23 protein-coding genes are annotated in these 23148 nt (G+C 72.0%); 10 read left to right on the forward strand and 13 right to left on the reverse strand.

Going from position 1 to position 23148, the window contains the following annotated elements; all coding sequences use genetic code 11:
• Positions 1 to 10: 10 nt before the first annotated feature.
• Together C4U03_RS30140 and C4U03_RS30145 are read right to left on the reverse strand one after the other, a co-directional pair.
• Positions 11 to 1093, reverse strand: coding sequence for a M4 family metallopeptidase (locus C4U03_RS30140; RefSeq protein ID WP_160147139.1), 1083 nt, complete (start codon positions 1091 to 1093; stop codon positions 11 to 13).
• Between the two features lie 237 nt (positions 1094 to 1330).
• The gene (locus C4U03_RS30145; protein WP_235018242.1) at positions 1331 to 2062 is read right to left on the reverse strand and encodes a GntR family transcriptional regulator; all 732 of its coding nucleotides are present in this window, start codon (positions 2060 to 2062) and stop codon (positions 1331 to 1333) included.
• Between the two features lie 304 nt (positions 2063 to 2366).
• On the opposite strand from C4U03_RS30145, the gene C4U03_RS30150 reads away from it, so the two are divergent.
• From C4U03_RS30150 to hemC, 3 genes are read left to right on the forward strand one after another with little or no spacing between them, the layout of a single operon-like run.
• Positions 2367 to 2627 (forward strand): hypothetical protein, encoded by a 261-nt coding sequence (locus C4U03_RS30150; RefSeq protein WP_146087574.1) that lies wholly within the window; start codon positions 2367 to 2369, stop codon positions 2625 to 2627.
• Entirely contained in the window at positions 2624 to 3112 is a 489-nt protein-coding gene (locus C4U03_RS30155) for an ATP-binding protein (protein WP_103942573.1), read from the forward strand. The genes C4U03_RS30150 and C4U03_RS30155 overlap by 4 nt, the downstream gene beginning before the upstream one ends.
• A gap of 56 nt (positions 3113 to 3168) precedes the next feature.
• The gene (gene hemC / locus C4U03_RS30160) at positions 3169 to 4122 is read left to right on the forward strand and encodes a hydroxymethylbilane synthase (protein WP_200827570.1); all 954 of its coding nucleotides are present in this window, start codon (positions 3169 to 3171) and stop codon (positions 4120 to 4122) included.
• Positions 4123 to 4271: 149 nt separating this feature from the next.
• On the opposite strand, the gene C4U03_RS30165 is transcribed toward hemC, so the two are convergent.
• From C4U03_RS30165 to C4U03_RS30180, 4 genes are all read right to left on the reverse strand, one after another.
• Positions 4272 to 4964 (reverse strand): hypothetical protein, encoded by a 693-nt coding sequence (locus C4U03_RS30165; protein ID WP_200827571.1) that lies wholly within the window; start codon positions 4962 to 4964, stop codon positions 4272 to 4274.
• Between the two features lie 30 nt (positions 4965 to 4994).
• Positions 4995 to 5918 (reverse strand): 23S rRNA (guanosine(2251)-2'-O)-methyltransferase RlmB, encoded by a 924-nt coding sequence (gene rlmB, locus C4U03_RS30170; RefSeq protein ID WP_103942578.1) that lies wholly within the window; start codon positions 5916 to 5918, stop codon positions 4995 to 4997.
• A gap of 279 nt (positions 5919 to 6197) precedes the next feature.
• Entirely contained in the window at positions 6198 to 7595 is a 1398-nt protein-coding gene (gene cysS, locus C4U03_RS30175) for a cysteine--tRNA ligase (RefSeq protein ID WP_103942581.1), read from the reverse strand.
• A 41-nt stretch (positions 7596 to 7636) separates the two neighbouring features.
• Entirely contained in the window at positions 7637 to 8446 is an 810-nt protein-coding gene (locus C4U03_RS30180; RefSeq protein WP_103942583.1) for a DUF6585 family protein, read from the reverse strand.
• Positions 8447 to 8826: 380 nt separating this feature from the next.
• Between C4U03_RS30180 and C4U03_RS30190 the strand changes: the two genes are divergently transcribed.
• The 4 genes from C4U03_RS30190 (at position 8827) to C4U03_RS30205 (ending at position 13104) form a co-directional block, all read left to right on the forward strand.
• Positions 8827 to 10329, forward strand: a complete 1503-nt coding sequence (locus C4U03_RS30190; RefSeq protein ID WP_103942586.1) for a DUF2637 domain-containing protein — start codon at positions 8827 to 8829, stop codon at positions 10327 to 10329.
• Between the two features lie 69 nt (positions 10330 to 10398).
• The gene (locus tag C4U03_RS30195; protein ID WP_103942587.1) at positions 10399 to 11349 is read left to right on the forward strand and encodes a hypothetical protein; all 951 of its coding nucleotides are present in this window, start codon (positions 10399 to 10401) and stop codon (positions 11347 to 11349) included.
• On the forward strand, positions 11346 to 12596 hold the full coding sequence (fahA, locus tag C4U03_RS30200) for a fumarylacetoacetase (RefSeq protein WP_103942589.1): 1251 nt from the start codon (positions 11346 to 11348) through the stop codon (positions 12594 to 12596). The genes C4U03_RS30195 and fahA overlap by 4 nt, the downstream gene beginning before the upstream one ends.
• 133 nt (positions 12597 to 12729) lie before the next feature.
• Positions 12730 to 13104, forward strand: a complete 375-nt coding sequence (locus C4U03_RS30205; RefSeq protein WP_103942591.1) for a CBS domain-containing protein — start codon at positions 12730 to 12732, stop codon at positions 13102 to 13104.
• Between the two features lie 408 nt (positions 13105 to 13512).
• Here the strand turns inward: C4U03_RS30205 and ispF are convergent, their stop codons facing one another.
• Entirely contained in the window at positions 13513 to 13983 is a 471-nt protein-coding gene (ispF, locus tag C4U03_RS30210) for a 2-C-methyl-D-erythritol 2,4-cyclodiphosphate synthase (RefSeq protein ID WP_200827572.1), read from the reverse strand.
• Positions 13984 to 14006: 23 nt separating this feature from the next.
• Positions 14007 to 14489, reverse strand: coding sequence for a CarD family transcriptional regulator (locus tag C4U03_RS30215; protein ID WP_103942594.1), 483 nt, complete (start codon positions 14487 to 14489; stop codon positions 14007 to 14009).
• A gap of 360 nt (positions 14490 to 14849) precedes the next feature.
• Between C4U03_RS30215 and C4U03_RS30220 the strand changes: the two genes are divergently transcribed.
• Both C4U03_RS30220 and C4U03_RS30225 read left to right on the forward strand, forming a co-directional pair.
• Positions 14850 to 15632, forward strand: a complete 783-nt coding sequence (locus C4U03_RS30220; RefSeq protein ID WP_200827573.1) for a hypothetical protein — start codon at positions 14850 to 14852, stop codon at positions 15630 to 15632.
• Positions 15633 to 15880: 248 nt separating this feature from the next.
• A complete protein-coding gene (locus tag C4U03_RS30225) occupies positions 15881 to 16588 on the forward strand; it encodes a copper chaperone PCu(A)C (protein ID WP_103942596.1) in 708 nt (235 codons plus the stop codon).
• A gap of 864 nt (positions 16589 to 17452) precedes the next feature.
• On the opposite strand, the gene C4U03_RS30235 is transcribed toward C4U03_RS30225, so the two are convergent.
• Both C4U03_RS30235 and C4U03_RS30240 read right to left on the reverse strand, forming a co-directional pair.
• Positions 17453 to 18133, reverse strand: coding sequence for a response regulator transcription factor (locus C4U03_RS30235; protein ID WP_103942599.1), 681 nt, complete (start codon positions 18131 to 18133; stop codon positions 17453 to 17455).
• Complete coding sequence (locus tag C4U03_RS30240; protein ID WP_103942601.1) at positions 18130 to 19350, reverse strand: sensor histidine kinase; 1221 nt, start codon at positions 19348 to 19350, stop codon at positions 18130 to 18132. The genes C4U03_RS30235 and C4U03_RS30240 overlap by 4 nt, the downstream gene beginning before the upstream one ends.
• A 162-nt stretch (positions 19351 to 19512) precedes the next feature.
• Between C4U03_RS30240 and phoU the strand changes: the two genes are divergently transcribed.
• Positions 19513 to 20178: a phosphate signaling complex protein PhoU gene (phoU, locus tag C4U03_RS30245; protein WP_103942603.1), complete on the forward strand. Its 666-nt coding sequence runs from the start codon at positions 19513 to 19515 to the stop codon at positions 20176 to 20178.
• Between the two features lie 288 nt (positions 20179 to 20466).
• Here the strand turns inward: phoU and C4U03_RS30250 are convergent, their stop codons facing one another.
• From C4U03_RS30250 to mshA, 3 genes are read right to left on the reverse strand one after another with little or no spacing between them, the layout of a single operon-like run.
• Positions 20467 to 21309 carry a phosphoglyceromutase gene (locus tag C4U03_RS30250; RefSeq protein ID WP_235018243.1) on the reverse strand — a complete coding sequence of 281 codons (843 nt, stop codon included), beginning with the start codon at positions 21307 to 21309 and terminating at the stop codon, positions 20467 to 20469.
• Between the two features lie 10 nt (positions 21310 to 21319).
• Positions 21320 to 21805, reverse strand: a complete 486-nt coding sequence (locus C4U03_RS30255; RefSeq protein WP_103942605.1) for a type III secretion system chaperone family protein — start codon at positions 21803 to 21805, stop codon at positions 21320 to 21322.
• Entirely contained in the window at positions 21802 to 23109 is a 1308-nt protein-coding gene (gene mshA / locus C4U03_RS30260) for a D-inositol-3-phosphate glycosyltransferase (protein ID WP_103942607.1), read from the reverse strand. Before mshA ends, C4U03_RS30255 begins: the two co-directional genes overlap by 4 nt.
• Positions 23110 to 23148 lie beyond the last annotated feature (39 nt).

Raw genomic sequence — 23148 nt, forward strand, 5'->3', positions numbered from 1 at the left:
GCGGAAAGTCCTAGGAGTCGGGTGCCTCCCAGTGGCTCCAGGTGCCGTCCAGGCCGACCTCGTCGAAGGACGTGACGATGCTCCGGTAGGTCCAGTTCTTCTGCGGCTCCCCGAACAACTCGACCGACGCGTCGAGGACCGCACTGCGGAAGTCCTCGAAACCGGAGTTCTTCTGCATGTGCTTGGTCACCGCGCGATAGACGATGTCCTCCGCTGCCTTGCGGCCGATCCTCCCGGCCATTTTGAAGTAGGCATGGCCGATGATGTGGCTGTTATCGTAGGCATGGTCCCAGTCGTCCGTGAATTCGGAGACGTGCGCCGCGGAACCGACGTTGTGCGGGTCGGCGAGGTCGAACCTGGGAGGGTGGTCGGGTTTGGAGAAACTCTGCTCCCAGACCGACCGTTTCTGCTCCCCGACCTGCCAGTCCTGCTCGATGTTGCTGGCGAATATCTGGGCGAGACCCATCCTCAGGGCTCTCTGCTCACTGAGTGCGGTGCCGGTGGGGAGTTTCCTCCAGACCATCGCCTGAGCGAACGCGTACGCCATCTGGTCGGGTGTGATCTCGTCATCGTCCACGTCTATCGCGGGTTTGTACTCGTCCCACTTCGTGCTGGCACTCTTCCGGACGTCGACTTCGATCGTGCCGCCCTTGTCGTCGTACGAGTTGCGGCCATATCGATCCCAGAAGTACTGCTGGACCTTGTCCAGGGTGTCGTAGGCCCTGTCGACGGCCTGGTTCCCGGTCGGCGGCTGACCCTCGCGCCGTACGACCCTCCCCTCGTATTTGATCACGCGGGGCACCTTCGGGCGTCCCGGCCGGTGCGGTATCGGCCCGGCACCCGGCGGCTGGGGCGGCAGGGTGGGAGCGCTGCCCGAGGGCGCCGGCGCGTACTGCCGTGTCCGGGCGACCGGAGCATTCCAAAAGGCCGGCTTCGCCACGACGGCATCGGACCTTTGCCGGCAGTCCCCCCGGGAGAGCCTGCATATGGCCTGCCCGGCCCCCGCCGCGACCTGGCCGGGCAGCCCAGAGGTCACCAGCGCGCCGACGGTCCCGGCGGCGAGCACCAGCAACGCGACGTTCTCGACCGCCACGGCACCACGATCACTGCGAACACCCCTCCGGGCGGCACGCCACCTGCCGATCGTCATACCGCAGAGCGTCGCACCACCGAAAAGAACCTCCCAGGGCCCCCGGCCCCATTCCCCACCCGGGGGCCCAGACCACCGAACCACCCGACCGCCCTGCCGAGGCCCGATTCATGTCGGCGACGACGAGCCCACCGGACGCCGAGGTCCGCCCCAGGACAGGGTCGGCCCCTCCGATCCGTTCTAGAACTCGTCGAGACCGCCGACCTGGCCGATGGTGAAGATGTGACGGTTGGCCGAGCAGATCGTTTCGAGCGTGTGGATCGGCGTTCCCTCGCTGGAGTAGGACGCGCGAAGCACCTGGACGACCCACTCGCCCGGGTCGAGTTGCAGGGTGTCGGCCTCGAAGCGGGTCGCCGGGCGGGCGGTCAGGGTCTCCTCCGCGTGCCCGAAGGTGTAGCCGAGTGCCTGGATCGCCGACTGCAACGACGGCTTGACGAAGTCCGGCTCGGCGATACGGGTTCCCCCGAAAAGATCGTTGCGGAAGAACGAGGTGGCGATGCGGACGGGCACGTCGTTGGCGGTCATCATCTTCCGCCGGGCGATGACCTCCTCGTCCGGCTGGACGCGCAGACAGGCGGCGATGTGCTCGGCGGCCGGCTCAAGACCGACGTAAAGCATCTTGCGTCCCGGAGTGATGCCCTGCCGCTCGGCCTCCACCAGGAATAGTGAGACCGATCCACGCGTGGCCGGGTCGGTGGGCAGAGCGCGCTGCACGATCACCGGTGGCCGCTGACTGGCCGGCGGCGTCGGCGCCTTGGCCACCGGCCCCTTGCGCATCTGAGAGACCCGCCCCGGGGTGACGCCGAGCGCCTTGGCGATCTCCTCCAGCGTTTGACCGGCTTCCCTCGCCTCGGCAATGGCACTGCGACGAATCCGGGCGGCCTCCTCGGTGATCCCCTGCTGCTCCGTCATCGCACGAGTGATCGCCCGCGCCCTCTCAATGGGGTCCGCAATAGCGGAGATGTCACGAATCGTCCTCAAGTCCACGGTCGAATCTCCGTTTTCTCAACAGGGAGCTTTAGCCCCCCTATTGCGATCAACGAACAGTCTACTTATGCTCCCTCCAGAATGGCTTTAGCCCCCCTAAAGCGGGTTGGGTCACAGGAGGGATGTCATGAGTGACGTGCACGACGACCATCCTGCCGGAGGATCCCCCTCTGGGGGCATGGGGATTACATCGGGTCGGACCGGGCGGTGGCAGGCCGATCCCGGGCTGATGCAGACACGGGTGCGGCTGTTGGCGGACTTGGCGATCGCGCTGGTGGAGTGTGGCCGCGCGTCCCGGGTGGTGGTCGAGGCCAGCGGTGAGGCCGTACTGATGCTGCGGCCCGTGTGGGGAATGCGCGCGGTCGGTGTGGTGGTGGTCCGGGCCGGGGCGCAGTGGGCTTATCTGTGGGATGGGTCGCGCCGGCGTCCGGTCAACGACATGGGCGATGTGAGAGCGGCGGCGGCGGAACTGACGGGGGTGGAGCGGTGATCACGGCGGCTCTGCTGGCGTCCGCCGGGGCATCGGCGAAGGTGCGGTCCTTGGAGATGGTGCGGTTTCCGGCCGGGGACGCCGCGCCGGACGGACGGGTGAACGTGCGGGAGGTGCGGGCGTACCTGCGCCGGACACTGGACGGGACCGGGGTGGACCTGGACGACATGGACCTGATGGCGGCCGAGGTCGTCACCAACGCGGTGCGGCACACGACCAGCGGCCGTCCGGGCGGGCGGGTGTGGGTGGCGGTGATCACTGAGGACGCGCGGGTGCGGGTCGAGACCACCGACGAGGGCGGCGCGACGACGGAGCCGATGATCCCGCCGTGCCAGGTGCTCTCCGGACGGGGCCTGCTGATCGTGGAGCGGCTGTCGGACCGCTGGGACTGGAGCCGCGACGGCAAGGGCCGTACGACGGTGTGGTTCGAACTGCTCCGTGGCGAGGAAACGGCGATCACCAGTACAGCGGAAGGGAACGCATGAACGATTCGGGACACGACCCAGCGGCCACCGGTCTCGTGCCAGCCGGGCGAAGGTCGGTGGAGCCGGGGTTCTCGTGGTCGGGCGGGGGTGGGGTGCTGCGGCTGGGGACGCGGACCTCCCCGCTGGCGATGACGCAGGCCCGCTACGTGGCCGGTCGGCTCGAAGAGCTGGCCGACGCCAGGGTCGAGGTGGTGGGCATCCAGACGTCCGGGGACCGGCACACCGGGCACCTGGGCGAGCTGGGCGGCAAGGGCGCGTTCATGCGGGAGATCGACCGGGCCCTGCTGACGGGGCGGGTGGACATCGCCGTGCACTGCCTCAAGGACGTGCCGGGGGATGTTCCCAGGCCGGAAGGGCTGGTGTTCGCCGCCTACGTCGAACGCGAGGACACCGCCGACGTGATGCTGTTCCCGATGGCCTCCCCGGTTCAGCGTCTGGAGGGGCTTCCCGCCGGGGCACGGGTCGGCACGTCGGCCGTGCGCAGGCGCGCTCAGCTCGGCCGGATCCGACCGGATCTGCGGATCGAGTACCTGCGGGGCAACGTCAACTCCCGGCTGGGGCGGCTGGACGCCGGGGAGGAGTTCGACGCGGTCGTGCTCGCCAGGGTGAGCCTGGCCCGGCTCGGTCTCGACCGGCCCGGCGAAGTGCTGGACATCGTTCCGGCCGTGGGCTCCGGGGTCCTGGCGATCGACTGCCGGCGCACCGATCCCGACATCGTCGAACTCGCCCGCCTGCTGGATCACCGGCCGACCCGGCAATGCGTCACGGCCGAACGCACGATGCTGCACGGGCTGCGCGGCCATTGCAACAGTCCCATAGCCGGGCACGCGCGGTTCGAACGGGACGGGCAGCTGAGCCTGCGCGGCATGGTCTTCACCCGCGACGGAAGCCGCTTCGTCCACGCCCAGGAATGGGCACCCCCGGACAAGGCCGCCGACCTCGGCGCCTATATCGCCGGTGACCTGCTGCGCAAGGGCGCCCGCGACCTCATCGACGGCATCCCGCACTGACCGGGGCCGGCCCGATCCCACAGCCTCGCCTCGCTCCAGCCCGTGCAGGACACGTTCGGCTCCTGGACAGCTCCTGCTCCGTGTGAACGGGCCGGTGACCGTCACCGGATTGCCGGGGTTTCCGTATTGGCGGGGGGATGCCGGTGGCGTCAGGCCCTGGGGGCTTCCGGTGGGGGGAGATAGGGGCGGAAGTGATCGGCGACGAGGTCGGCGACGGCGTCGGCATCGCGGGTTCCGTCGATCTCGATCACGCGGATGCCGAGGCGCTGGGCGGAGCGGACGGCGTCATCGGCGACGAGACGGTCCCGTTCGAGCCGGTTGCGCTGGGCCCGGTCGGGGTCGCTGACGCCATGGCTGACTGCGGCGGCCCGGTCGAGTGCGCGAAGCTGCCGGGCGCGGAACTCCTCGGTAGGCACCATGACGACCATCTGCCGGGGCGAGCCGGTGACAGGTGCGACCAACTCGGGGCGCAGTCCCCAGCCTTCGGCGATGACGGGGCGTCCGGAGACCAGCGCGCGCAGGTCGTCCAGGGCCCATGCGAAGCGGACCGGGAAGCCGGCCAGCGTTTCGGCGGCCATGTCCTGTGGAGTGGTGTTCACCCAGGTGGCATCGGGGTCCGGCTCGGCGGGCGAGTGGCCGAGCCGGATGCGGCGGGCGATCCGCCGATCGTTGTGGCCGCGGGCGTCGTGGTAGTCGTAGTGGTAGGCGGTCAGCCCGTAGCGCAGGGCCAGCAGCCGGGCCACGGTGGACTTGCCGGCCCACTGCCCCCCGCCGATCCACAGCACCTGGCGAAGCGTGCCGAACGGATCCCACACGTCCGCGCTGGTGTCACTCCCGGTCACAGTTCTCCTCCGCTGCAACGGGCGGGGCGGTCAGGTGCGGCGGCGGGCGATCTCGTAGAGGGCGATGCCGGCGGCGACGCCGGCGTTCAGGGACTCGGCCTGGCCGGGCATGGGGATGGTGGCGAGCAGGTCGCAGGTCTCGGCGACCAGGCGGCCCAGGCCCTTGCCCTCGGAGCCGACCACCAGGACGAACGGGCCGTCGGCCAACTCCAGGTCGGCGACCGTGACGCCGCCGCGGGCGTCCAGCCCGGCCACGAAGCAGCCCGCCTGCTGATAGGCCTTCAACTGGCGGGCCAGGTTGGTGGTCTGCGCGACCGGCAGGTTCGCCAACATACCCGCCGACGCCTTCCAGGTGCCGGCGGTGACCCCGGCCGCACGCCGCTCGGGCACCACCACGCCGTCGGCCCCGAACGCCGCCGCCGAACGCACGATCGCCCCCAGGTTGCGGGGGTCGGTGACGCCGTCGGCCGCCACGATCAGCGGAGGCGTGCCGCGCCGCAGCAGGTCGTCGGGGTGCGCGTACCGGTACGGGCGGACCTGCAGGGCGATGCCCTGGTGGACGGCCCCGTCGGTGAGCCGGTCCAGCTCGCCCTTGCCCGCCTGCAGCAGCGGGATGTTCCGGTCGCCGGCCAGCTTGATCGCCTCGCGGACCCGCTCGTCGGTGTCCGACATCACGTACAGGGCGCTGCCGGGCACGCCCGCGCGCAGCGCCTCCACTACCGGATTGCGGCCCATCACCAGCTCGGGGGCCTCGGCCCCGCCCGCCCGCCGCGCACCCGCCGGACGCCCGGAACGGGCGGGCTCGGCAGGACGGGCGGCGCCGCGCGGCCCGGTGGTCCGGGTGCCGGTACGGGCGGCCGACTTGGCCGCGCGGGCCTGCTGGCGCTTGCCGTGCCAGTGCCGGTCCTCGGCCTTCGGGGTGAAGCTGGGCCCTTTCTTACGACGCTTGGCCATGCCGATGTTCCTCCGAGATCCCCTGGAAAATGCCGGGGCGGCGAAATCGTGGCGGCCCCTTCAGCGAACCCCCCATTTTACGCCGCCCCCGGGATCGCTCCGTCCGCTCTCCGCCGCGAACCGGCCGCCGACCCGATGCTCCCCCTGATCCGGCCCTCCGGACGGCCGGCAGCCCGACGGCATGGCCTCCCGAACACGCTCGGCGGCCCGGCCGGGCGGCGGTCCCCGCAGACCGACGCCCGGTGGACCGGCGTTCCGGGCCGGTGAGGGGCGGCGGGGTCAGTCGCGCTTGAGTTCCCAGCGGGGGCCGTGGGGGGTGTCCTCCACCAGGATGCCGGCGGCGGCCAGGCCGTCGCGGATCTCGTCGGCGGCGGCATAATCCTTGCGGGAACGGGCCGCCTGGCGCTGCTCCAGAGCCACCTTGACCAGGGCGTCCACCACGGGGCGCAGGTCCTCGTCGCGTTCGCCCATCCACGGCCCGGCCAGCGGGTCCAGGCCGAGCGTGCCGGTCATCGCCCGGACGGCCGCCAGGTGGCGGACCACCGCGTCGGTGTCGCCGGAGGCCAGTGCACTGTTGCCGTCCCGGACGGTCTCGTGCACCACGGCCAAAGCCTGCGGCACGCCGAGGTCGTCGTTCATCGCGGTGGTGAACGCCTCGGGCAGGTCGCCGTCCCCGGAGCCGGCGTCCACCAGCTCGGCGGCGCGGGTGACGAAGCCCTCGATCCGCTGGTAGGCGGCCACGGCCTCGGCCAGTGCGGCGTCGGTGTAGTCCATCAGGGAGCGGTAGTGCGCCGAGGCCAGGTAGTAGCGCACCTCCACCGGGCGGGCCCGGTCCAGCAGGTCGGTCAGCAGCACCACGTTGCCGATCGACTTGCTCATCTTCACCCCGTCCACGGTGAGCAGCCCGTTGTGCAGCCAGTAGCGGGCGAACCCGTCCCCGGCCGCCTGCGACTGGGCGATCTCGTTCTCGTGGTGCGGGAAGATCAGGTCGACGCCGCCGCCGTGGATGTCGAAGGTGGGCCCCAGGTACTTGGTGGCCATCGCCGAGCACTCCAGGTGCCAGCCGGGACGGCCCTCGCCCCACGGGGTCTCCCAGCTCGGCTCGCCGGGCTTGGCGCCCTTCCACAGCGCGAAGTCGCGGGGGTCGCGCTTGGCGTCCTCGTTCGGGGTGTCGCCGGCCGGGCGCATGTTGTCCAGCCGCTGGTTGGACAGCGCGCCGTAGCGGTCAGCCCAGGACTTGACGTCGAAGTAGACGTCCCCGCCGGCGGCGTAGGCGTGCCCCGCCTCGATCAGCCGGCGGATCAGCACGATCATCTCCGGGACGTGCCCGGTGGCCCGGGGCGCGACGGTCGGCGGCAGGCAGCCCAGCACGTCGTAGCCCTGGTCGAAGACCCGCTGGTTGGCCTCGGCCACCGCGAACCAGGGCGTGCCGCGCTCGGCCGCCACCGCGATGATCTTGTCGTCCACGTCGGTGACGTTGCGCACGAACGTCACCTCGTGGCCGGTGCGCCGCAGCCAGCGCAGCAGCAGGTCGTAGATCACCCCGGAGCGCAGGTGCCCGATATGCGGTGCGGCCTGCGGGGTGGCGCCGCACACGTACATCCCCACACGGCCTTCTTCGAGAGGCTCGAAGGCACGGACGGTACGGGTGCCGGTGTCATAAAGGTGCAGGCTCACGATGTCAAGGTTATGGGATCGCCCGGTGCCCCTGTCGCGCTTTACCGACTCGCGCGGCGCGCCGGAACGCTCCCGGCGGTGTCCCGCATCCGCCTGCACAGCCCGACGAACACCAGCGCGTCCGGAACGAGCCCGACCGCGGCCGACATGGCCCGTGTCCCGTCCGAACGGCGCACGTACACCTGGCCGTTGCCGATGCCGGACTCCCCGGCCGACTCCCACGGCACGACCTCGCCGTCCTTACCGTCCTCACCGTCCTTGCCCACCCCGGTCCCGTCCACGGTGAACGGGCCGAACCGGACGGTGCGCCCCTCCTCGACCTCGGCCAGCCGCCGGGGCAGCTCCCGCCGGGCGACCTCCGCCACGATCGCCTCACCGAGGTCGCGTACGCCGGGCAGCTCGTCCCCCAGCACGAAGTGCGCGCCGTCCGCCCCGGTGACGGTGAAGCGCCACTGGGTGCGCCGCCCTCTGGACGCCGGTCGCACCATGGCCATGGTCACGCTGTGCAGCTCGTCCCAGCGGTGGGCGGACGTGCCCCGTGGGGTGAGCCGGACCAGCCCGTCCTCGAAGGCGTAGACCGCCAGCCCTCGGCCGCGCAGCGCGGCACCGCGCACGATCGAGCCGACCCCGCCGAGGTAGGCCGCCGCGAGCAGGACGCCCACCGCACCCAGCCAGCGCGGCCCCACGACCAGATAGAACAACGACGAGGCCACCAGCAGCACGCCCGCCGGGCCGAGCAGCACCAGCCAGGTGACCGCCCGCCGGAAATCCGGCCGGGCGTCGAAGGCCCGGACCGGCTCACCCAGTCGCCGCGATTCCGCCAGGTCGAGAACATCCAGGGGGAACGACACGGGGTAGCGCCTACCCCGCCAGACCCGGACTAAAGCGCCTATTTCCCCTACGTAACCGTCATCACGCTTCGCGGTAAGCCCACGATCACGACAGCCGTGCCCAGCTCCAGGCGTACTCGGGGTCCTCGGGGTCCTCGCAGCGCGCCGCCGCGGGGCCCGACGGCAGGAGCCGGAAGGCATCGATCATGGCGGCGGTCTCGGCCGCGGTCGAAACCACCCGTTCCGCGCGATCCGGACCGTTCCCGGGCCCGGACCGTGCGGCCTGTTCGCGTGTCGCGGTCACCGGTGCGTAGATCATCAGCAAGATTAGGTATCAACCGTGTCCCGGCACGGTCGTGTCTCCGCAAGAGCTCCCGTACACCGCCCCCGAGAAGAGACCCATGGCCCCCGATCACAGCAATGCGGTCCCGTCCCCCGACGACACCGGGGCTCCTCCCGCCGTACAGCCGGACGCGCACCCCGGCAGGACCCAGCACCGGGTGCTGACCGCGCTCGCCGGGCTCGGGGTGGCCGCCCTGGCGGCCGGAACGTTCGTCCTCACCTACGAGGACCTGCGCACGCTGGCGCTGGCAGGCGGCGCCGCCCGCCGCTGGGCCCCCGTCTACCCCGTGCTGGTGGACGTGCTCATCGTGGTCACCGTGCTGGCCCTGGTCGCCACGCGCCACGCCCGCTGGTGGTCGCGCTGGCCGCGGTGGGCGCTGCTGCTGGTGGTGGTCGCGGGGGCCGCGGCGGCCAGTGTGCAGCGGGCGGTCAAGGGGTACGAGGCGCTGCCGGACGACCCCCTCAAGGTGGGGGTCGCCGTCGCCCCCTACGTCATCCTCGTCATCGTGACCTGGCTCTGGCTGGCCATGTTCCGGCAGTTCCGGAGGTCCTCGCCGCGCCGTGCCGCCCCCGCGCCGGCCCCCGAGCCCGTGGACGACCCCGAACCCGAGGCACCGGCCCCTCCTCCGCTCGCCGTCCCGGCGCCCCGTTCCGACGACACCTGGCTCTTCGGCGACACCGACGACGAGACACGGGAGGACTCCCGCGTACCGGACGTCTCTCCGGACGAGCCCGAGCCGGTGTCGTACCAGACCGCCGCGCACCCGCCCGAGCCGCTGCCGTACCAGGCCACCGCGCACCCGCACCCGCCCGAGCCGGCACGGCCGGTCACCCCGCTCTTCGACTCACCTGAGCCACCGCGACCGATCGCCCCGGTCTTCGACTCACCCGAGCCGCCGCAGCCGATCGCTCCCGTCTTCGACTCACCCGAGCCGTTCCCCGGCGAGGCTCCGCCCCTGGAGTCGATCCCCCGCAAGGCTCCCCCCATGGAACCGGTCTCCCGCAAGGCTCCGCCCCTAGAGCCGCTGCCGAACGAGGCCCCGCCCCTGGAGCCACTGCCAGGTGAGGCCCCGGACCTGGAGCCACTGCCAAGTGAGGCCCGGGACCTGGAGTCGCCCGAACCGCTCCATGACGTCGCCCAGGACTGGGACCCGGCGGCGCCGTACTCCGACGACCCGGCCCCGCAGACGTCCGAGCCGAGCCGCGACGTGGACATCGACGACGATCCGACCCCGCCCATCGAGTTCCCCTCCCTGCTGCCCACAGACGTGGAACTAGTCCGCGGCGGCGCGCGCCCGGCGGTCAAGCCCGCCGCGACCACCAGGCCCGACATCGTCATGCCGACCGAGCAGGAACTGGCGAACGGCCATCCCGTCCCCGAGCCCGACCCGGCCGAAGACGATGACGCCCCCGTGGTGGACCGGGCCGAGGACCCCGACGGGGGCGGCGAGGACCCGGTGCCCTCCTCCGACGACCTGGTCACCGGCGCCGAGGACGACCCGGCCGAGCCGTCCCCGCCGTCCGGGAGCCTGCGCAGCTCGCCCATCCCGCCCAAGGACTGACCTCGTCCACGGACGTATTGCCGCGGCCCGGCACGTGGCAGCGGCGCCGTGCGCGGGTACGCAAGAAAGGTGGGCATCCTCCTCGCCCGGCTCGTCGACGACGCGGCGCTGCTTCCGCCCGCCCGTGAGCCGATGCGGACCGCGCTCCCGGCCTACCGCACGGCGGCCGGTCATCCGCTGCTGGGCCGGTTCCTGTGCCCAGCGTCCCGGCTGGACGAGCTGCGCCGGCGACTGGTCCCCGAGGACCTGATCGATCTCGGGATCATCGCCGACACCGGCGTCGAGCACCTGCCGACGGCCCTGGAGACCGTCCGCCGCGAGCCCCGGGTACGGCTGCGGTCGGTGGAGATCTCTCCGGCCCCGGACGCCGACCAGGCCCGGGCCGCCGCCGTGGTGATCGCCCGGCTGCCCGCCGACCTGCCCTGCCTGATCGAGGTCAGGCGGATGCCCGGCTGGCGCGAGACACTGGACCGCCTGGCGGCCGCCCGCGGCCGCGGCGTACCGCTGGGCGCGAAACTGCGCACCGTCGGCACCGGCGGCGACGGCGCGGACGGACGCTCGAACGGCGTCACCGAGCAGCCGGCGGACGGTGCCGCGAAACGACGGGCGGACGGGGCCGCCGCGAACGGGCGTGCGGGCGGCGAGCACGGTCCCTCCCCGGCCGAGGTGGCCGCGTTCGTGGTCGCCTGCGCCGAACGCGACCTGCCGTTCACCTGCACGGCCGGGCTGCACCGCGCGGTCCGGCACGTGGACCCCGCCACCGGCCTGGCCCACCACGGCTTTCTCAACATCGTGGTGGCCGCCTGCCGGGCCCGTTCCGGCGCGTCCGGGCCCGGGGCCGTCGACGACGCGGTGGCCTCGACCGACGCCATCGCGCTGGCCGAGGAGGCGGCCGGTGTGGACGACGCCGCCGCCCGCGCCGCCCGGGAGCTGTTCGTCGCCTTCGGCTCCTGCGACATCGAAACCCCCCGCAGCGACCTGATCAAACTCGGGCTGGCCGGGGAAGGAACCGTGACATGACCGACGTTTCGTGGGCTCCAGTCCCCGAGGACAGCGGTTTCGGCATCGAGAACCTGCCTTACGGGGTGTTCACCCGGCCCGGAGAGCTGCCCCGGATCGGTGTCGCCATCGGCACCGCCGTGCTCGATCTGGCGGGGCTGGCCGCCGACGGTCTGCTGGAGGACCGCCGCTGGTTCGCCGCCGGCTCGCTGAACGGGTTCATGGCCGCGGGCCGGCCGGCCTGGCTGGCCAGCCGGGCGCGGATCATCGAACTGCTCACCATCGCCACCTACCGGGAACGGGTCGAGCCGCATCTGATCCCGCTCTCCCAGGTCGAGCTGGTACGGCCTGTCGAGGTGGCCGACTTCGCGGACTTCTACTCCTCCATCCACCACGCCGCCAACGTCGGCCAGATCTTCCGGCCGGACGCCATCCCGCTGACGCCCAACTGGCGACGGCTGCCGATCGCCTACCACGGCCGCGCCGGAACGGTGTACGTCTCCGGCACCCCGATCTTCCGACCCTGGGGCCAGCGCAGGGACGCGCACGACTCCGAGCCCTCCTACGGCCCCTCGCAGCGGCTCGACCTCGAAGCCGAGGTCGGCTACGTCGTGGGGGTGCCGTCCGCTCCGGGATGGCCGCTGCCCACCTCCGCGTTCCGCGACCACGTCTTCGGATTCGTCCTGGTGAACGACTGGAGCGCCCGCGACATCCAGTTCTGGGAGTCCCAGCCGCTGGGGCCGTTCGTCGGCAAGTCGTTCGCCACCTCGGTCTCTCCCTGGGTGGTGCCGGTGGCCGCGCTGGAGGCGGCCCGCGTCCCCCCGCCCGCGCAGGACCCTCCGGTGCTGCCCTACCTGCGCTGTGACGAGCCCTGGGGCCTCGACCTGACCCTGGAGATCGAGCTGAACGGGCATGTCATCGCCCGCCCGCCGTTCTCGTCGATGTACTGGACCCCACCCCAGCAACTGGCCCACGCCACGGTGGGCGGCGCCGCCGTGCGCACCGGCGACCTGTTCGCCTCCGGCACCGTGTCCGGCGCCGGCCGCCCCGAACGAGGCTGCCTGCTGGAGCTGACCTGGAACGGTCTGGAGCCCCTCCAGCTTCCCGACGGCACCCGCCGCGCGTACCTGCAGGACGGCGACACCGTCACCATCCGCGCCTTCGCGCCTACCGCCACCGGCGCCCGGCTGGCCATGGGAGAGGTGACCGGGGTGATCCACCCCGCCCCCGGCTCGCCCGCGGGCACGCCGACGCCGGGTGTCGCCTAGGTCCGGTGACGCGCGGGCTCGGACGGCCGGGGCCGCCCGAACGGTGTAGCCGCGCCCAGGACGGATAGGTCCCCCTCATCGACGAGGATCCGCCCGGAGAGGGAATCCGGGACGATCCATACGGGGGGAAGAGATGCGGATCGGCAACGTCTACCGGCCGGGCGTCCTCGGCTGCCAGGCCGACGACCGGCTTTCCGACGCGGCGCGGCGGATGACCGAGGAGAAGGTGGGCGCGCTGGCCGTGCTGGACGGCGACCAGATCACCGGGATCATCACCGAGCGGGACCTGGTGAGCGCGGTGGCCGCCGCGGACGACCCGGGCTCGGCCGCCGTGGCCGCCTACACCACGACCCGTGTGCAGACCGCCGGCATGGACGAGGACTCCCAGCAGGTCGCCCGGCGGATGCTCGACGCGGGCATCCGGCACCTGCCCGTGGAGGATCACGGCCGCATGGTCGGGATGGTGTCGATGCGCGACCTGCTCGCTCTGGAGACCTGGACCACCTGACCGCCCCTGCGCCCGCCGGACGTCACGCCCGCCTGCGCCGATCCCGTCAGCATCCGGGACGGCATCCGGGACGGCATCCGGGACGGCATCCGGGACGGCATCCGGCGACGCCGGCCGGACCGACACCAGCGGACCGCAAGGTCATCGGCCGGACGGCCGACCGAGATGATGCGGACGACCCGGATGCCGCCCGATCCGGGCGAACGCGCACCGGAGCGGACAGGCCCCGAAGGTCGTCGGCCGGGACGGTGCAGGTGGGCTAAAGGCCCGATGCCGTCCAGTGGAGGCGGTCCAGCGTCTCGCGCCGACCGGGCGTCCGCCTGACCTCGATCAGGCAGGGCAGGTCAGCGGGCAACCGGGCGATCGTCACCCGGCGTCGGCGCCTCGCCGGGAGGCGGCGCGGGTCCGTCAGGAGGCAGGGGGGACGACCAGGGCGGTGGCGATGGCGGCCAGGCCTTCGGAGCGGCCGGTGAGGCCGAGGCCGTCGGTGGTGGTGGCCGAGACGCTGACACAGGCGCCGCCCAAGGCCTCGCTGAGGGTCTTCTCGGCCTCGGCGCGGCGACGGCCGATCTTGGGCCGGTTGCCGATCACCTGGATCGCCACGTTGCCGATGACGCAGCCGCGTTCGGCCAGCAGCCGGGCGACCTCCCGGAGCAGGTCGGTGCCGGAGGCGCCGTGCCAGCGGGGGTCGGCGGTGCCGAACACCGCACCCAGATCGCCGAGCCCCGCGGCCGACAGCAAGGCGTCGCAGGCCGCGTGCGCGGCGACGTCGCCGTCGGAGTGACCCGACAGGCCGTCCCCCTCACCGGGCCAGTGCAGCCCGGCGACCCACAGCGGGCGGCCGGAACCGAACGGGTGGACGTCGGTCCCGACGCCCACCCGGGGAATCTGCGCGCCCAAAGTCAGCCGGTGAGAACCTCGTCGAGGAGGGCCTCGGCCTTGTCCTCGTTGGTCTTCTCTGCCAGCGCGAGCTCACTGACCAGTATCTGCCGCGCCTTGGCCAGCATCCGCTTCTCGCCCGCCGACAGGCCGCGTTCCTTGTCGCGCCGCCACAGGTCGCGGACCACCTCGGCGACCTTGTTGACGTCGCCGGAGGCGAGCTTCTCCAGATTGGCCTTGTAACGCCGCGACCAGTTGGTCGGCTCCTCGGTGTAGGGTGCGCGGAGCACCTCGAACACCTTCTCCAGACCCTCCTGGCCCACGACGTCGCGGACACCGACGTCCTCGACGTTCTCGACGGGGACGCGTACTGTCAGGTCGCCCTTGTCGACCTTCAAGACCAGGTAGGTCTTATCCTCACCTTTGATGGTGCGAGTCTCGATGGCTTCGATCCGAGCAGCCCCATGGTGGGGGTAGACGACGGTGTCGCCGACCGTGAAAGTCATGTGACGAGTACCCCTTCCGCTAAGAGCCAGGATACCACGGGCCCAGTGGTGACCGCATCGACCTTATGGACAAATCCGCAGGTCAGCCCCCTAAATGGGGCCTTGACAAAGGCCCTGAACAGTGTCTTCGGCACTGTTTTCACCGGACTGGGAGCCCTTTCGGCGGGCCGTCGCCGGCGCCGCGGACGGCCGCGCATACTCCCCGGCGACCTGGGGACACTCGACTCCAAGCGCGACATGGCGGGCGGGTCCCCTTCGGGATGCCGCGCCATACTGGAAGGTGAGCCCGCCGGACCGCCGGGTGAACCCCGGTCAGCCCCTTGGCCCGGTGCCCGGCGGCACGGAAGGCGGAGGTGCGGCGTGAGGCCAGACGGCGACCCCGAGCACGACGACTACGGCCTGCCCCGGATCGACGTGGTGATCCCCGACGATGCCCGGGAACTGGAACGCGACCTGATCGCCTACCGCCGCGAGGAGCGCCGCAAGCGCCGCGGCAGACGGCTGCGGCGGCTGGCACGGCCGTTCGAGCGCTTCGGGCCGGCGGCCCCCCTGCTCGTCGGAGCCCTGATCATCGCACTGATCAGCGGGACGCTGCTGACCGTGCTGGGCCCTCGGTCCACGCCCCGGCCCACCGTGGGCCCGATGGCCACCGGCCCGGCCGCGCCGCCCGGCCGGGTCGGCGGGACACTGCCGGCCGGCACGGTCACCGTGCTCACCGGGGCCGACTCCCGCGAACTGCCGCTGGCGGACCTGCGCGCGGGAGTGATCGGCATCGTGCCGCCCGGCTGTGACTGCGGGGACGCGGTGGCGGCGCTGGCCAAGGCCACCCGCACCCACACGGTCCGCTTCTGGCTGGTCGCCGACCGGCGGCGCGCCACCGTCCCGGCCCAGGAGTCCACCAGGCGGCTGCGCGCGCTGGCCGGGAAGTCTCACGAGGGGACACCCGGCCTGATCGAGGATCCCCGGCAGGTGCTCGCCTCCGCCTACGGCCCGGCTCCGGGCACCAACGGCGCCCGCATGACCGCGGTCCTCGTACACGCCGACGGGGTGGTGGGCGAGGTCGTCCGCGACCCTCATCCCGGCCCCGCGCTGACCGCCAGGATCGGCGGGCTCAAGACCGCCGGCGCCCACGCCCCGGGCTGAGCCGGGACTCCCGCCGCGACGCCCGCAGGGACGTCCGCAGGAACGTCCGCAGGGCGGACGGCCGGACGAGCGGCCACCGGGCGAGTCGGTGCCCGAATCGTCACCGCCGCCTGCAACGCCACCCCAATGGGCGGCCTTAGGGTTGTCCTCGCTACTCTTCCTCTGGCGAAAGACGCGTGCCTTGACCGGCAAGGTACGGCAGAGCCCGCGCATCGTCCCTGTATCCCTTTTGCGAGGAGATCGTCGCCGTGATCCGCAACAGCCGCCGAGTGTTCGCGCTCACCGTCGCGGGTGCCGTCGCCTTCGCACCGGTGATGTCCGGCTGCGCGGCCGGCCACGCCCCGCAGACGGCCATGCCCACCCAGCTGACCGAGGGCTTGAACGTGTCGGTGCCCGAGGGGGCCGCACGCTCCGAGATCGACATTCGCAACATGTTCGTGCTCGGCCCGGCGGCCGGCCCAACGGCGACCCCGACGGCCGGGCCGGCCGCACCGGGCAGCTCGGTACCGCTGTACGGCACCTTCATCAACCAGGTGAGGGGGCGCGCGGACCGGCTGGTGGCGGTGACCTCGCCGTCGTTCCGCCAGGCACAGATCACCGGCGGCGGCGTCGTTCTGCCGGCCGCGACGGAGTCCGGGGGCCAGGCCGTGCGGCTGTTCGCCCAGCAGGGACAGACCCCGCCGGTCGTGCTGCAGGGGCTGACCACCCCGCTGCTCGGCGGCGAAACGATCCGGCTGACGCTGCGCTTCGAGAAGGCCGGCTCGATCACCGTGCCGGTGCCGGTGGTGCCGCAGCAGGGCGAGTACGCCACCTACGCGGCCGTCCCGACCCCCACGCCCGCCCCGACGGGCGTCCCGCCGGTCACCGAGTCGCCGACCGTGCAGCAGACCGTCACCCCGGGGATCACCCAGACGCCGGTACCCACCCCGACCGTGCCCAGCGCCTCCCCGCACTGAGCCGACCCCACACCGACCACACGCGCGTAAGGGTCGGCCACCACACGGTGACCGGCCCTTCCCGTGGCCTGCGGAACCACGGTCCCGCGTGCTCGTCCACTCAACGCTGAGACGGTGCGACAGACAGCGAAGCCGCGCGACCATGCCCTCGGCTCCGCCTACGGACTCCGCTCCGCCTCGTCATCTCTGAGCCTGGGCTTGTCTGGCGGACATCCGCACCACGCATCCCGTCTGAGCTCCCCGGCCTCAACGACCGTCACAAGTGCGGACGGGCTTCCCGGAGTCGCAGGCCCCCGCCGGAGGCATGCCGGAACCTCTCCCGATGCCGGCCGATGGGTGATCATGAGACGGTGAGGGTGGAGGTGAGTGCGTATGGCTCGTGCTAAGCCCGTGTCCGTCACCATCGGGACTCAGCCGTTCGTGTGCACCGTGTGCAGGTCGGCGTTGTTCTGGGAGCGACGGACGCGCTTGCCGACGCACAGCGGAGTGGGGTTCGCGCCGTCGGCGACGGGGTTGCTCTGCACGGGATGCGGCTACCTCCACTGGTTCCAGAACGACAATTTGCGGCTCTGGAAGCAAGACGAGCAACAGTAGGTCCACAGGCGGCGGCACGGCCGCGTGACGGTCGGTCGGGTCGCGGGGCCGGCGGAGGTGGCACGATGCGCGGCCCGGCATGGCCGTCCGGTGACCGGCGCCCACGCCGCACGCTCCGGGCGGCCTGGCGCGGGGCCGCGCAGCGGCCTGAGCGCCGCTGCCCCTTGACCAGGTGGAGTCCGCGGCTGAGGCAAGATCGGGAACGCTAGTGCCCTGCATGTGCTCTCAGGGCCTGGGCGGTGAGGGCACATGCAGGGCACAGCGGGTCCGCTAGGGCTCGAACTTGTAGCCGAGGCCCCGTACGGTAACGATGTAGCGCGGGGTGGACGGGGACGGCTCGATCTTGGCGCGCAGCCGCTTGATGTGAACGTCCAGGGTCTTGGTGTCGCCCACGTAGTCGGCGCCCCACACCCGGTCGATGAGCTGCATCCGGGTCAGCACCCGCCCGGCGTTGCGCAGCAGGACCTCCAGCAGCTCGAACTCCTTCAGCGGCAGCTGTACGCTCTCGCCGTCCACGCTGACCACATGGCGTTCGACGTCCATCCGGACGGGGCCGGCCTCCAGGGTGGCGGGCGTGGGCTCCTCCACATCTCCCTGGCGGCGCAGCACGGCGCGCATGCGGGCGATCAGCTCGCGGGTGGAGAACGGCTTGGTGACGTAGTCGTCGGCGCCCAGCTCCAGGCCGACCACCTTGTCCACCTCGCTGTCCTTGGCGGTCAGCATGATCACCGGCACGTTGGAGCGGGCGCGTAGCTCCCGGCACACCTCGGTGCCGGGCAGCCCCGGCAGCATCAGGTCCAGCAGGACCAGGTCGGCGCCGTTGCGCTCGAAGATCTCCAGCGCGTCGGGGCCGGTGGCCGCGACCGCCACCTCGAAGCCCTCCTTGCGGAGGTTGTACGACAGTGCGTCGCTGAACGACTCCTCGTCTTCCACGACGAGCACACGAGTCACGGTGTGGCCTCCCGGGCATTGTCCATCGCAGACCCCGCAGAGGTTCTCGGGGCCGTAGGGGGCTGGGTGGAGTGGCCGTCGCCGCGCAGCAGCGGCAGCCGTAGCGTGAAGGTCGATCCGGAGCCCTCCTTGCTCCAGACGACGACCTCACCGCCGTGCTTGGTGGTCACGTGCTTGACGATGGCCAGGCCGAGGCCGGTGCCACCGGTCTGCCGGGACCGGGCCGGGTCGACCCGGTAGAAGCGCTCGAAGATCCGTTCGAGCTCGACCTCCGGGATGCCGATGCCCTGGTCGGTCACGGTGACCTCGACGTGGTCGGGATCGGCCTGGCGGGTGCCGATGGCGACCTTGGTGTGCTCGGGGCTGTAGGCCACCGCGTTGTCGATGAGGTTGCGCAGCGCGGTCGTCAGCAGCTCCTCGTCACCGCGGACCCGCAGCCCGCTCAGGCCGCCGCAGACCAGCTCGATGTCCTTGGCCTCGGCCTTGATCTGGCAGCGGTCCACGGCCTCGGCGATGATGTCGTCCACCGCCACCCGGCGCAGCGCGTCCAGCGGCTCGTCGCCCTGCACCCGCGACAGCGTCATCAAGTCCTGCACCAGGTTGGTCAGCCGTACCGACTCGTGCTGCATGCGGCCGGTGAAGCGGCGCACCGCGTCGGGGTCGTCGGCCGCTCCGGCGACGGTCTCGGCCAGCAGCGCCAGCGCGCCGACCGGGGTCTTGAGCTCGTGGCTGACGTTGGCGACGAAGTCGCGGCGGATGGCCTCCACCCGGCGCATCTCGGTGAGGTCCTCGGCCAGCACCAGCACCAGCCCGTGGGTGCCCAGCGGGGCGACCCGGACGGCGAACCACCGTCCCTCGACGCGGGCCCGGCTGCGCGAGGGCCGCACCTGGATCTCGGTCTCGCGGATCTCCCCGTCCCGGCGTACCAGCCGGGCCATCACCAGCAGCTCGTCGACGACCAGCCGGTCGCCGCTGACCAACCCGAACGCGCGGGCCGCGGAGCTGGCGCGCAGCACCCGGTCCTCCCGGTCCAGCACGACGGCGGACGAGCGCAGCACGCTGAGCACCGAGGCGACGCCCGGCGGCAGCACCGAGCCAGGTGCCGTGGGACGCTCGGCCCGTTGGGCGCGCTCGCTCACCCGGACGGCCAGCCCGGCGGTGAGGCCGATCGCCAGCCCGGCCAGCCCGGTCAGCGCCGCGACTATCTCCACCTCCACATCTCGGATCGTAGGCGGCGTTCCGGGCCGTCCTGCACCAGGCGGGTGTCCCAAGTCGTCACGTTCGCCCAAAGTTCACTTCTTTATTCGGGCTTGTTCACTGCGGTGGGTCATTCTGTGCGCTGGACCTTTCCGACTCCGACAGCAGCAGGGGCTCTCCAATTGCGCGACATCTACCACGAGGAACTCGACGGGCTCTCCGACAGGCTCGTCGAGATGACGCGGCTGGTCCGCCAGGCCATGACCCAGGCGGTGACCGCGCTGCTGGACGCCGACCTGCGGCTGTCGGAAGAGGTGATCGGCGGGGACGACCGGGTCAACAAGATCGACGCGGAGATCGAGGAGACCGTCTTCGACCTGATGGCCCGCCAGCAGCCGGTGGCCGGCGATCTGCGGACGTTGATCACCACGCTGCGGATGAGCGGTGACCTGGAGCGGATGGGTGACCTGGCGGTGCACATCGCCAAGACCGCGCGCCGCCGGCACCCCGAGTCGGCGGTGCCGCCGGAGCTGACGGTCACGGTGCTGGAGATGGGCCAGATCGCCGAGCGGATGGTCGCCAAGGCAGGCAGCGTGATCGCCTCCAGGAACGTGGAGATGGGCCTGGAGCTGGACGCCGACGACGACGCCATGGACCGGCTGCACCGCAGGCTGTTCGACGTGCTGCTGTCGCCCAAGTGGACGCACGGGGTCGAGCCGGCCGTGGACATCACGCTGGCCGGCCGGTACTTCGAGCGGTTCGCCGACCACGCGGTGCACGTTGCCGAGAACATGGTCTACCTGATCACCGGCCAGCGCCCCGCGGAGATCAACGACCTGTCCGATTGACGGCCGCGGCCCCGCCCCTGACGGACGGCGGGAGGGTCCGTCTTCGGTGGGCCGGCCTGTCGGGCGAGGCGTTCGCGCAGGCGGATCGAGGTTGCGCAGTCGGCGTGGACGCGAGTTCCACCGTTTTCCGGGCACTCCCCCGCCGGCGGGCGGCGGCAGGCGGGCCACTCGCGGGCGGCCCTCAGCGGAGTAAGGGGTTCCGCCCGGCCTGACGGCAGGATCTCGATCAGATGACAGAACGTCCGGCGGCCCCGAGGGGCGGCCGGACGTTCGTGCGGCGTGCGGCGGTTACTTCTTCTTGGCGGCCTTGCGGTCGGCCCGGCTGGGCTTCTTGGCGGCGGCCTTCGGGGCGGGCTTGGGGGCGGGGGCCTTGGCGCCGCCGGCCGAGGACGCGCCCTGGTTCTTGACGGCCTCGATGGCGGCCTTGGCGGCGGCCGGGTCCAGGTACTCCCCGCCCTTCTTGAGCGGCGCGAAGTCGTCGTCGAGCTCGTACACCAGCGGGATGCCGGTGGGGATGTTCAGCTCGGCGATGTCGGTGTCGGAGATGTCGTCCAGGTGCTTGACCAGGGCGCGCAGCGAGTTGCCGTGCGCGGCGACGAGCACGGTGCGCCCGGCGGCCAGGTCCGGCACGATCGCGTCGTACCAGTAGGGCAGCATCCGGTCCACCACGTCGGCCAGGCACTCGGTGCGCGGGATCAGCTCCGACGGCAGGTGCGCGTACTTCAGGTCGTTGACCTGGGACAGCGGGTCCTTGTCGTCGATCGGCGGCGGCGGGGTGTCATAGGAGCGGCGCCAGATCTTGAACTGCTCCTCGCCGTACTCCTCGCGGGTCTGCGCCTTGTTCTTGCCCTGCAGGGCGCCGTAGTGCCGCTCGTTGAGCCGCCAGGACCGGCGGACCGGGATCCACAGCAGGTCGGCCACGTCCAGGGCGATGTTGGCGGTGCGGATCGCCCGCTTGAGCACCGAGGTGTGTACCACGTCGGGGGTGATGTCGGCGTCCAGCAGCAGGTCGCCGCCGTTGGTCGCCTCGCTCTCGCCCTTGGCGGACAGGTCCACGTCCACCCATCCGGTGAACAGGCCCTCCGCGTTCCACACGCTTTCCCCATGCCGGAGCAAAACCAAGGTCGCCATAGTCGAAAGCCTACCGGGAGGGGTCGGCGAACCTGGCGAAGGCCCGCAGGTTGGCCAGGCTCTCGCCGCGCTTGACCCGCCAGGCCCACTCCTTGCGGATGGAGGTCTTGAAGCCCAGTTCGAGGGCCTTGTCGAAGTTGTCGTCGGAGTAGCTGAGCACGCACCCCAGCAGCCGGTCGATCTCCTCGGCGGTCACCGACGCCAGCGACACCCGGCCCACCAGGTAGACGTCGCCGGCCGGGTCCAGAGTGAACGCCACCCCGTACATGCGGCCGTTCTTCTCCAGCAGCCACCGGTAGAACTCGGTGTGGTTCTCGTCGGGCTGGCGGCAGAAGAACGCTTCGACGTGCAGGCTGTGGTCGCCCACGATCAGCCAGGTCATGGTGGCGAGTTTGTGCTCGCCGGGCAGCTTGACGAAGAAGGCGCCCTCGCGGGGCCGCTCGTACTCCAGCTCGGCGTCCTTGAGGGCCTGCTCGATCACCTCGACGGGGCTCATCGGCCCGCTCCCGCGGTCTGCGCGGTCTGTGCGGTCTGCTTCACGGCGTCCATCGCCCCGGTATACACCTCCAGGAGGCGGTCCACGGTGGCGTCCCAGCCGAGGGTGCGGGCGTGGCGGACGGCGGCCCGCGCCAGCCGTTCGCGCAGCCGGGGTTCGGCGTCCAGCCGGGCCAGCACGGCGGCGTAGTCGGCCGGGTCGTGGCCGTCGATCAGCACGCCGGACTCGCCGTCGCGGACGGCGGTGCACAGCCCGCCCACGGCGGCGGCCACCACCGGCGTGCCGCACGCCTGCGACTCGGCGGCCACCAGCCCGAACGACTCGTTGTGCGAGGGGACGACGGTGACGTCGGCGGCGCGGTACCACTCGGCCAGCTCGGCCTGCGGGCAGGGCGGCTCGAACCGGACCAGGTCGGCGATGCCCAGGTCGGTGGCCAGCTTCTGGAGCCGTTCGGGGCGGGCGCGGCCGCTGCCGCTGGGGCCGCCCACCACGGCCACCAGCAGCCGGCCGCGCAGCGCCGGGTCGCCCTCGACCATCCGGGCGGCGGCGCGCAGCAGCACGTCGGGGGCCTTCAGCGGCTGGATGCGCCCGACGAACAGCAGCACGTAGGCGTCGCGGGGCAGGCCGAGGCGGCGGCGGGCGGCGTCGGTGCGGTGGCCCAGCAGCCCGGCGCGCGGCCGGAACAGCGACAGGTCCACGCCGGGGGTGACGGCGGCGACCCGGTCCGGGTCCGCCCCGTAGAGGTCGATGAGCTGGCGGGCTTCCTCGGCGGTGTTGGCCACCAGCCGGTCGGCGCTGTCGACCACCTGCTCCTCGCCGAGCACCCGGGCGGCCGGCTCGGGGGTGTCGCCCTCGGCGAGGGCGGCGTTCTTGACCTTGGCCATGGTGTGCATGGAGTGCACCAGCGGTACGCCCCAGCGCTGTTTGGCGGCCCAGCCGACCTGCCCGGACAGCCAGTAGTGGGTGTGCAGCAGGTCGTAGTGGCCGGGGTCGTGGGCGGCCTCGACGCGTAGCACCCCGGAGGTGAACCCGCACAGCTCGGTGGGCAGCTCGCTCTTGTCCAGCTCCTCGAACGGCCCGGAGACCACGTGCCGCACCAGCACGCCGGGGACCAGTTCGGCCACCGGCGGGAGTTCCCGCGAGGTGGCCCGGGTGAAGATGTCGACCTCGACGCCCCTGGCCGCCAGCCGCTTGGCGATCTCGACGATGTAGACGTTCATGCCACCTGCGTCGCCCGTCCCGGGTTGGTCGAGCGGCGAGGTGTGCACACTTACCGTCGCAATCCGGGCTATAGGGAGCGACACGGGCACCACCTCCGTTAGCAGAACCTACCGACCGTGCGG

It is taken from the genome of Thermomonospora echinospora (assembly GCF_900108175.1).
Taxonomy (GTDB): Bacteria; Actinomycetota; Actinomycetes; order Streptosporangiales; family Streptosporangiaceae; genus Thermomonospora; species Thermomonospora echinospora.